General features: G+C 38.0%; 8 protein-coding genes and 1 pseudogene. 4 read left to right on the top strand and 5 right to left on the bottom strand.

All coding sequences use genetic code 11. The features are described from left to right. From GBN19_RS16305 to GBN19_RS13255, 4 genes and pseudogenes are all read left to right on the top strand, one after another. Positions 1-171: pseudogene (locus tag GBN19_RS16305) on the top strand (IS4 family transposase); the annotation flags it as partial. A gap of 255 nt (positions 172-426) precedes the next feature. Next, complete coding sequence (locus GBN19_RS13265) at positions 427-1,608, top strand: MFS transporter (protein ID WP_151778465.1); 1,182 nt, start codon at positions 427-429, stop codon at positions 1,606-1,608. Between the two features lie 77 nt (positions 1,609-1,685). Beyond that, entirely contained in the window at positions 1,686-2,150 is a 465-nt protein-coding gene (locus GBN19_RS13260) for a hypothetical protein (RefSeq protein ID WP_171494494.1), read from the top strand. 396 nt (positions 2,151-2,546) lie between these two features. Then, positions 2,547-3,563, top strand: a complete 1,017-nt coding sequence (locus GBN19_RS13255; protein ID WP_151778464.1) for a 3-deoxy-7-phosphoheptulonate synthase — start codon at positions 2,547-2,549, stop codon at positions 3,561-3,563. Between the two features lie 938 nt (positions 3,564-4,501). On the opposite strand, the gene alc is transcribed toward GBN19_RS13255, so the two are convergent. From alc to GBN19_RS16145, 5 genes are all read right to left on the bottom strand, one after another. Then, positions 4,502-5,515, bottom strand: coding sequence for an allantoicase (alc, locus tag GBN19_RS13250; RefSeq protein WP_151778463.1), 1,014 nt, complete (start codon positions 5,513-5,515; stop codon positions 4,502-4,504). A gap of 147 nt (positions 5,516-5,662) precedes the next feature. Then, on the bottom strand, positions 5,663-6,361 hold the full coding sequence (locus GBN19_RS13245) for an aspartate/glutamate racemase family protein (RefSeq protein WP_151778462.1): 699 nt from the start codon (positions 6,359-6,361) through the stop codon (positions 5,663-5,665). A gap of 103 nt (positions 6,362-6,464) precedes the next feature. Beyond that, positions 6,465-7,925: an NCS1 family nucleobase:cation symporter-1 gene (locus tag GBN19_RS13240; protein WP_151778461.1), complete on the bottom strand. Its 1,461-nt coding sequence runs from the start codon at positions 7,923-7,925 to the stop codon at positions 6,465-6,467. Between the two features lie 79 nt (positions 7,926-8,004). Continuing rightward, positions 8,005-8,790, bottom strand: coding sequence for a porin (locus GBN19_RS13235; protein WP_228271277.1), 786 nt, complete (start codon positions 8,788-8,790; stop codon positions 8,005-8,007). Continuing rightward, positions 8,777-9,118, bottom strand: coding sequence for a hypothetical protein (locus GBN19_RS16145; protein WP_228271276.1), 342 nt, complete (start codon positions 9,116-9,118; stop codon positions 8,777-8,779). The genes GBN19_RS13235 and GBN19_RS16145 overlap by 14 nt, the downstream gene beginning before the upstream one ends. Positions 9,119-9,255 lie beyond the last annotated feature (137 nt).

Here is a 9,255-nt window from a genome sequence, read left to right as displayed (position 1 = left end):
ATATTGAGGCATACGCCTTTAGAGTCGGCAGGTAATTTGCCTAGACATTTAGAGCATTTATTAGAAAGTTCAAAAATGTATGTATTACCTGAAAAAAGGCATAGGCTGTGTCCAAGAGTAGTTAAAGGAAAACCTGCAAAATATCCAAAGAAAAAATGCCAATCAGCTTAACTGACTGGCATTACTCTAAGTGAGGGCTTTTTAATTTAGTCTAGAATTTTTAGGTTTATCTGTGAGTTAAAAGCTTTAAGATATAGGCTATCAGTTGAAAAATTACGGCAGTCTACAAAAATGTCAAAAAAATATTTTTTGATAATTTGTAGACTGATTTGTAGACTGTTGAAATACAATTACAGGTAATTGAATGCAAGAGTATACAACCTTTGAGGAAATTAAGTTGTTGAAAATACTACGGAATACAACTAAATGCTAACCTTTCCAATCAGAACCAAACTAGGTGGTTTCTACTTTTTCTACTATGCAATTGTTGGCATTTTCATGCCGTATTGGAATTTATACCTTCAACATCAAGGATTCAGTTTTCAACAAATTGGATGGTTGTCTTCGATTGCAATTATTACCCGTTTTTTTGCGCCATTTATTTGGGGATGGATCGCAGATAAAACGGGTAAGCGCATGTTACTTGTCCGTATTGCGACTTGGGTTGAATCCTGTATTTGGTTTTTCATTTTTATTATTCCTAATAATTTTCAGTCTATAGCAGCACTAATGCTGATTTTTAGCTTTTTCCAAAATGCAATCTTGGCTCAATTTGAAGGTGTGACACTTTTCTGGCTCGGTGATGAAAAAGCGAAATATTACGGGCGAGTGAGAAAATGGGGATCTGTTGGATTTATTGCTGCTGTATTTCTAATCGGTGAATTACTCGACATTATTTCAATTCGCTGGTTGCCTATTATTTTATTGAGTATTGCATTCTTGGCATTCCTTTGGGCATTTACCATCCAAGAACCGAGTAATGCACCTAAAGCACAAAAAAAATTACAACCGCTTTGGCAAAATATTCGCCGTCCTACCGTTTTGGCATTCTTTTCGATTGAATTTATTTTACTGTTTTCATTTGCACCATTTTATAGCTTTTACAGTAACTATTTACATGCTCAAGACTATACAACCGCACAAATTGGAACATTATGGGCGACAGGCGTAATCGCTGAAATTATGATGTTTGCTTATGCGCAACGCGTCTTTTTACAACGTTTTTCATGGCAAAAATTGGTGATGCTCTGTCTATGCTTAACCTCCATTCGATGGGTCGTAGTTGGGCTATATTCAGATTATTTTGCTATACAACTCATGGCACAGACTCTACATGCTTTTAGTTTTGGTTTATTTCATCTGATTGCAATGAAAGTAATTTTTCAAAATTTTAGTGCTGAGCAACAAGGTCGGGGACAAGCCTTGTATAGCACCATGTGGGGCATTGGGGTTGCCCTAGGGAGTATTTTAACTGGACATTATTGGAATGTGGTTTCAGGACAACACATCTTTCTCTATGCGGCATTGATTGTTCTTTTGGCAATGCCTTTGACATATTGGCTACCAAGGCATTGCCAAACTGATGCATCAATCGCAATAAAACCTTAAATAAACAAGTTATTCATACAATTTTCTGTAACAAATATGATAATTTGATTGAATCACTTAGAGGTCTAAAACAACTTATGAAACAATTATTCATCTCCAGTGTCTTTTGTCTGTGTTCAACTTTCGCATTGGCAGCACCACAAACAAATCAAGTTGGCCCAGATAATCAGAATGACAATTCAATCAATATTATTGTGCGTCCACAAATCGCAGGACTATGGGGAATGAAGATCCCAAACAATAACAAATGCGTGGAATATTATAATTTTAAAAGCAGTAATCAAGTCATTATTAAGAGTGCTTCAGAATGGTCAACGGGTATTTACGAATATCAACCATCTCCTGAGAATTCCAAAATTGGTGCGCTTGCATTACAAGTAAAATATAACAATAACCAAAAGGACTGTTCAGGTCATCAACAAGACCAAGCAGGAGAGGTATCCCAGTATTTTGTGCAATGGCGAGATGCAAATACGATTCAATTTTGTGCATCGGAAAAGGATGACAAGTGTTTTGTCACCCTTCACCGTGTTCTACCTTAATTGTTAAAAATTAAAGGAATTTTTTAAAAAAACCACTTATTTTATAAAAATACTTGTTTAATTAAATAAACAAGCGTATTTTAATCATGAACAGTTTATTTATGATGAATTTGATGTTACAGCAACCTATCTCTACTTCTTACAGCGCGTATTACTGGCACTTTAGATAGTCGCCCGAATACGTTTGGGCACGGAAAAGATAGGTTGCCCATCAAAACATTTAATACCTGATTGGCAACCCCAATCAGGTTTTTTTATATTTTAAATTTGGAGAATGACAATGTTTACAACTGATCTAGTGGCTTATTTTCAACCTCGATTCTGGTTCTATTTTTCAGCGAATCGCTCAGAAATACATACACCCTTATTGATGAATTAAACGCCAAGGAAAATTTTATGAACAGTATTTTAATGACTCCACAACAGCTCAAACAGCAACAACCTTTGAGCAGCGAACTTGCTGCACAAGTACAACAACAGCGCCAAACAATAGAAAAAATTTTAAAAGGGCAGGACTCACGTTTATTGGTGATTACAGGGCCATGTTCAATCCATGATCCAAAAGCCGTTTTTGAATATGCAGAAAAATTAAAAAAATTACAGGCTCAAGTTGAAAAGCAAATTTACTTGGTGATGCGTGCATATATCGAGAAACCGAGAACGACTGTCGGTTGGAAAGGTTTTTTATATGACCCAAATTTAAATGGTCAGGCAGATCTTAATGAAGGTTTAGCTCAATCTCGTGAATTGTACTTACAAATTTTAAATCTGGGTTTACCACTTGCCAGTGAAATTCTAAATCCAATGGTGACAGGTTATTTTGATGATCTTTTGGCTTGGGGTGCAATTGGTGCACGTACATCTGAATCACAAATTCACCGTGAGATCGCAAGCAGCTTGCCATATCCCATGGGCTTCAAAAATGGAACGGATGGCTCTGTGCAAATTGCAACAGATGCCATTTTATCTTCACAGCATTCACATCAATTTTTCGCAATGGGACAAACGGGTGCGCCAGTACTGCTAGCGAGTTCGGGAAATCCTTTGGCACATATCATTTTGCGTGGCTCAAATTCTGGAACAAATTACGATGCTGCCTCAATTCAGGCAATTCAGAAAACATTGAAACAGCCAACTGCAATTATTGTCGATTGTAGTCATGGTAATAGTGGCAAAGATCCGTTACGTCAGCCAGAAGTTTTACAGCAAGTGGTACAAGAGCGAGAACTCACTCAAGTTCGTGGTGTCATGCTAGAAAGCCATTTGGTTGATGGACAACAGAAAATTTCTGAATGTATGGTCTATGGTCAGTCTGTTACTGATGGTTGTTTAGGTTGGGATAAAACCGAAGCATTATTACTTGAGATAGCTGAACAGCTTAATCAGAATCAATTGAAGAAAATTGTTGCTTAATTCAACATAAACAGAAGATAAGGGGAAACCTTATCTTCTGATTCATTATGATGACTCTATGAGTCATAGGTATCGCCTATTTTACGCAAGTGATTAATTTTTAATCACTTTTATTTTTGATTGATCTTTAAGCATATTATTTTTTTATGGTTGAGTGCTATACATACCTAAAATTTTAGTCAAATTTTCTATTAATTTTTTAATATTTTTACAAAAAATTTATTCAAATATTTGTTTTATAAAAATTTTTTAATATTTTACATTGGAATCATGGAATCATGGAATCATGGAATCATGGAATCATGGAATCATGGAATCATGGAATCATGGAATCATGGAATCATGGAATCATGGAATCATGGAATCATGGAATCATGGAATCATGGAATCATGGAATCATGGAATCATGGAATCATGGAATCATGGAATCATGGAATCATGGAATCATGGAATCATGGAATCATGGAATCATCAGAAATTACACCAAATCAAACGAAACAGATTTAAATGATTTTTAAACTGAGATTCGACCACAAAGCAGCATTCTAGGCTGCGTTTTATAGTAATCATATATTTCGTATAATGTATATTATGTTAAATAACGTATCAGAGATTGTGCCCAACTCTATTTAGCAGTTGGCACAACTTCACTGGAGAGATTCAGGACAAGTTTAATCTCTCCAGTGAAGCAAGTTAATGAACATAATATTCATTAATCATTATGCGGAAATCCTGCGCTATCTCATTCTTGCTATGTGATGATCTAGCCTGATATTTAGAGACTAGCCTAATGTATTCCATAAGAAGCACAAATCTCCTTATATTTTTCTACACATGTGCATCTCAAAGTGATGAGATACACACTATATTTTCAAAGTAATTTGACTCATAAACCTATTTTGGATGAAACAGACTCAAGCATCTAAAATTGTTTATATTCACACAGTAGCCGTGACTTTTCCCCATACACGCACACGGCTAATGCCGCCATCTGGGATCATGTTGACGCGAATATGTGAAATTTTCTCATGCGCTAAAACTGGGTTGATATAACTGTGTACATAATCCATTTGCATGTCTTGAGCTTCGAGTAAAAATGGCCAGAACATACTTTGCGGAATCAATTGTGGATCTGTTGCATCTTCAACATATACCGCTTGAATGGAAACCTGTGCTGGAAAGTTACCTTTAAAATGCGCTGTATCAATTTCAATTTTTTCAATCTTCCCTGCTTGCCCTAAAGCCAGTACACACCAATCAAACCCCGGTTCACGACGACGCTTCGTTTCCCAGCCATCCCCCATGTTGATTCCACGTCTAGGATTAATCAGGTTACGCGGATGACCATAGTGTGCATCACTGTAGGCAATGACACGTCCACCATTTTCTAGAGCGAGTAAATCGAGTATTTGATCGCTTTTTTGAAGTTGAATCTGCACTTCACCATAAATACGTAACCGTGCAACACCACCATCAGGAAAGATATTCAGGCGAATATGCGTAAACACCTGATTTGATGCAATATCAAAAATATGGTGCTGGCTTGAACCTAAAATACTATTAGGTAATAAATCAACCCATTCGACCTGCTCCAGCTCATCATGAGGTGCATAGCACGCTTCAAGTGAAGCTGATGCAGGATAGTTGCCTGTAAAGAATGTGGTATCGATATCTATGCCATGAATTTTTCCTGCGACCCCCAGTTTAACGATGCACCAATCATAACCCGCATGACGTTTACGCCGAGTTTCCCAACCATCCATCCATTTGCCGTGATCATCAAACTTATCTTCAACAAAAATTGGGGCATCAGCATTGAGCATACGTTTAGCTTCTGCAAAGAAATCGTCAGAGCAATCTATGATTTTGGCTCCAATTCGCTCATCTGCCAGATTTGTAAACGGTTGTAAATAGGTCGGAATATCAAAAATTGGTGCGAGTAAAGTTGCCATATATTTTCCAAGTTGAATCAGTTTTAAATAAAAAATTTGAGAATAAAAAGTACAATGCCTGCTTATTGCAGATGATCATGTTGTGAATCACCCTTGTTTGTTAGATCAATACCTTCATGCCATCGTCAATTTCTAAAAAGTTAAGCATTACTTTTGATTGGGATAGTCATAATCGCCCCATTTACTGGTACGAAGTCCTAATCCATGCAGTGCTTCAAGCAATTTCACTGCCGCAGTCACACCGTCTATCACAGGAATATTCAATTCCTTTGAGATGGATTCGACATGCTTAGACATGCCACCACAACCCAAGACAATCGCACCAATGCCATCATTTTCTTTTGCACGCAGACAGGTTTCGAGTAATTTGTCGTAGGTTTCTTTTTCGTTTTTTTCAAGATCAAGTACTGGTAAATCAATGCAATGGATTTTTTCGCATTTATGGCTATAGCCGTATTGATGTAGCAAATGCTCTGCAATAATTTTGGTTCGTTTCAGCGTTGTAACGATAGAAAACTTGGTTGCAATGAGAGTCGCCATATGAAAAGCCGCTTCTGCTATGCCAATAACAGGAGCATCGGTTAACTCTCTTGCTGCATCTAAAGCAGGATCACCAAAACAGGCAATGATATGTCCATCGACGTGTTGAGATTGACCTTGTTGCACGAGTTCTAATAAATGAAAGGATGCAATGGCTTCATCATAGTGCCCTTCTATAGATGCAACCCCCTGACTTGGGGAGACTGCAATAATTTCTGTTGAATCAGCTGCAACTTTAATTGCACTTTCAGCAATAGACTGTGTCATTTCCAGACAAGTATTCGGATTAATGACTTGAATACGCATAGTGAACCTTGAATATTTTTAAACAAATTGAAAGACCCTTAAATTAAAGATCTTTCCGAGTAATGGACTCCGCCAATTATGATGAACAGAGTCCGAGGAAAAATTAAGTCGTCGATTTTGAATATTTAAGTGATGATTTCATACTAATAAAGCTGTAAGTCATCACCCCTAGCCCCATCCCAATAAACCAGCTGAAATTTGCAACTGCATGGAACTGAGGCAGCAATACACAGAGAATTGGAATAATGGCAGAAGAAATCAGGGCATAAATCGCTTGATGGTTATAACCATTTTTATACCAATAGCTTCCGTTGTGATCTAATGTATAAAGATCATCGACAACAATATTTTGTTTTTTAATGAAATAATAATCTGCAATTAAAATACCGAACAAAGGCCCAATGAATGCACCTAAAATATCAATGGTGTAGTGAATCACTTGTGGATTGTTAAACAGATTCCACGGAGTAATAAAAATCGAACCTACGGCAGCGATCATTCCTCCCATACGCCAACTGATTTTATTTGGTGATACGTTTGAAAAGTCGAAGGCTGGAGAAACAAAGTTCGCCACGATATTGATGCCGACTGTTGCGATCATGAGCGTTAGACTGCCTAAGATCACCACAAAGGTATTGTCTAATTTTCCGACCATTTCAACAGGATCAGTAATAAGTTTGCCGTAAATTGGTAAAGTCGCGGCGATACACACCACCGTTAATAATGAAAAACCAAGGAAATTCACTGGCAAACCCAAGAAGTTACCAAATTTGACCGCTTCAAAAGATTTACCATAACGCGAAAAGTCACCAAAGTTTAAAACAGGGCCAGAAAAGTAAGACACAACCAGTGCAATTGCGCCAATCATCACAGGTAAAATATCTAGACCTTCATATTTGACCCCACCAAGATTGAGATCAATATTTTCCCAGCCCACTTGTGTGACTAACCAAGCAGCCATGGCAAACATCACCACATAAACCACTGGCCCAGCCCAGTCAATAAACTTGCGAATACTGTTCATGCCTGACCAGAACACCACGGCTTGCAAAACCCAGAGTGTCATAAAACCCACCCAACCGAGGTATGAAAGTCCCAAGAAACCATACTGTTTAACATCGGCATACGCAGCCATTTCTGGACTGAACTTGAGAATCACCAGAATAAAAGCACTCGATGCCAAATAAGTCTGGATTCCGTACCAAGCAACTGCAATCAAGCCACGGATAATTGCAGGAATATTAGCCCCTAAAACACCAAAAGTTCCTCGGCAAATCACAGGAAAAGGTGTACTGGTTTTTTGGCTGGGCTTGGCGATCAGATTGGCAAAAAATTGTACGATCACAATCCCGATAAGCAGTGAAATTAAGACTTGCCAACTGTTTAAACCGAGTGCAAACAAACTTCCTGCGGTCACATAGTCACCAACGCTGTGGACATCTGACATCCAGAAAGCAAAAATGTTATACGAGCCCCAAGTCTGCTTTTTGAGCGGTGCTAAGTCCTGATTGGTTAATGCTGGATCATAACTTGGCTTTATTAATGCTTCTGATTTGTTATCCATTGTCATTACTCACTTCATATTCATATGCATGTGTAAGCTCTAATTTATTGACATTGAGCTCACGGCTTTGTTGCGCAGCCTAGAATGAAAATCTGACGCCTAGTGCTGTGGAAAGTTGATCTTGGTTGGCATAGCCTCCACCAGAAAGCGATGAATCTGTATTGACTAAACTCTCACTAGATCCCTTATAATTTTTGAGATAGGCAACGTTCGCGATGAGGCTAAGTGGTTCACATACCTTGTAAATTGCTAGCGTTCGATAAACCACGGCATTATTTTTAAAGGTTGTATTTTTCTTGTAGATGATGTCACCAGACAAAGTAAATTTTGGTGTGAAAGCATAATCTACGCCAACCTCAGTTGCCCAAGCTTTTTGTTTTGCTGAATTACTTGCAATCGCCGCATATTGCCCAGGCCCTGAAATATCCGCATAAGCAAAACCCAAACGTGTCGTGAGTTTGTCGAAGCTATACTTCGATGCGAGGGTCGTTAAGCGGTAATGGTTACTGGTATCTTGAGCTTCATGATCTTCGTATGCAGCACCCAACAAAATTTTATTGGTCGTGTATTTTGCTGCACCTGAAAAAATTTGCCCGTGAGTGTTTTTTGAAGAATCATCTTTGGTCGCGTAAAATCCACCAAACTGCCAGCCTGTCATTTCTGGGGAAACATATTTTAAGGTCTTACTATATAACTCACTGACCGCATCGAATTCCGACATTTTGAACACTGCACCTGAGTTGTATCCGCCTTTAAAGACACTACCGACAAACCAGTCATCGTTAAATGTCCATTGCTTACCTGCACTCACCGCACCATATGGCGTTTTTAGTCCAACATAAGTGTTTCGGTCAAAAAAGCTCACCCTCTTTATTTTGTTCCCCTGTTGATGGCTTAAAACCCGACTGCAAGTTGAAAAATGCTTGGTAATTGTCATCCAGTTTATAACTGCCACTAAATCCAATATTCGATACACCCAAAATACTGTCTACAGCTTCAGTCTTGCTTTTGTTCTCTTCTTTGACATTCGTTACAGAAGCAATCCCTGTGTCGATTACAGCCGAAATACGGAAGTTCATATCTGGCGTATTAAATTCTACGCCTGCATAACTCAATCCTGTACATGACATCGTTAAGCCAAACAGAATTTTTCTTTTCATTTTTAGCGCATCTTTCCCCAAAACATTGCTCATCGCTTTACCCCATAAAACAAGATTGTTGATAATATTGATTGAAATTGTGCACAATCTTTATTGTGCAAAAACTAAGCCAATTTTTTTTGATCGAAGAAAAATAATGAACGTGTATTTTTAAAATTGACCTAAACATA

This window comes from Acinetobacter brisouii, from assembly GCF_008993995.1.
GTDB classification, from domain to species: Bacteria; Pseudomonadota; Gammaproteobacteria; order Pseudomonadales; family Moraxellaceae; genus Acinetobacter; species Acinetobacter brisouii_A.
This window is presented reverse-complemented; position numbering and strand designations above follow the sequence as displayed.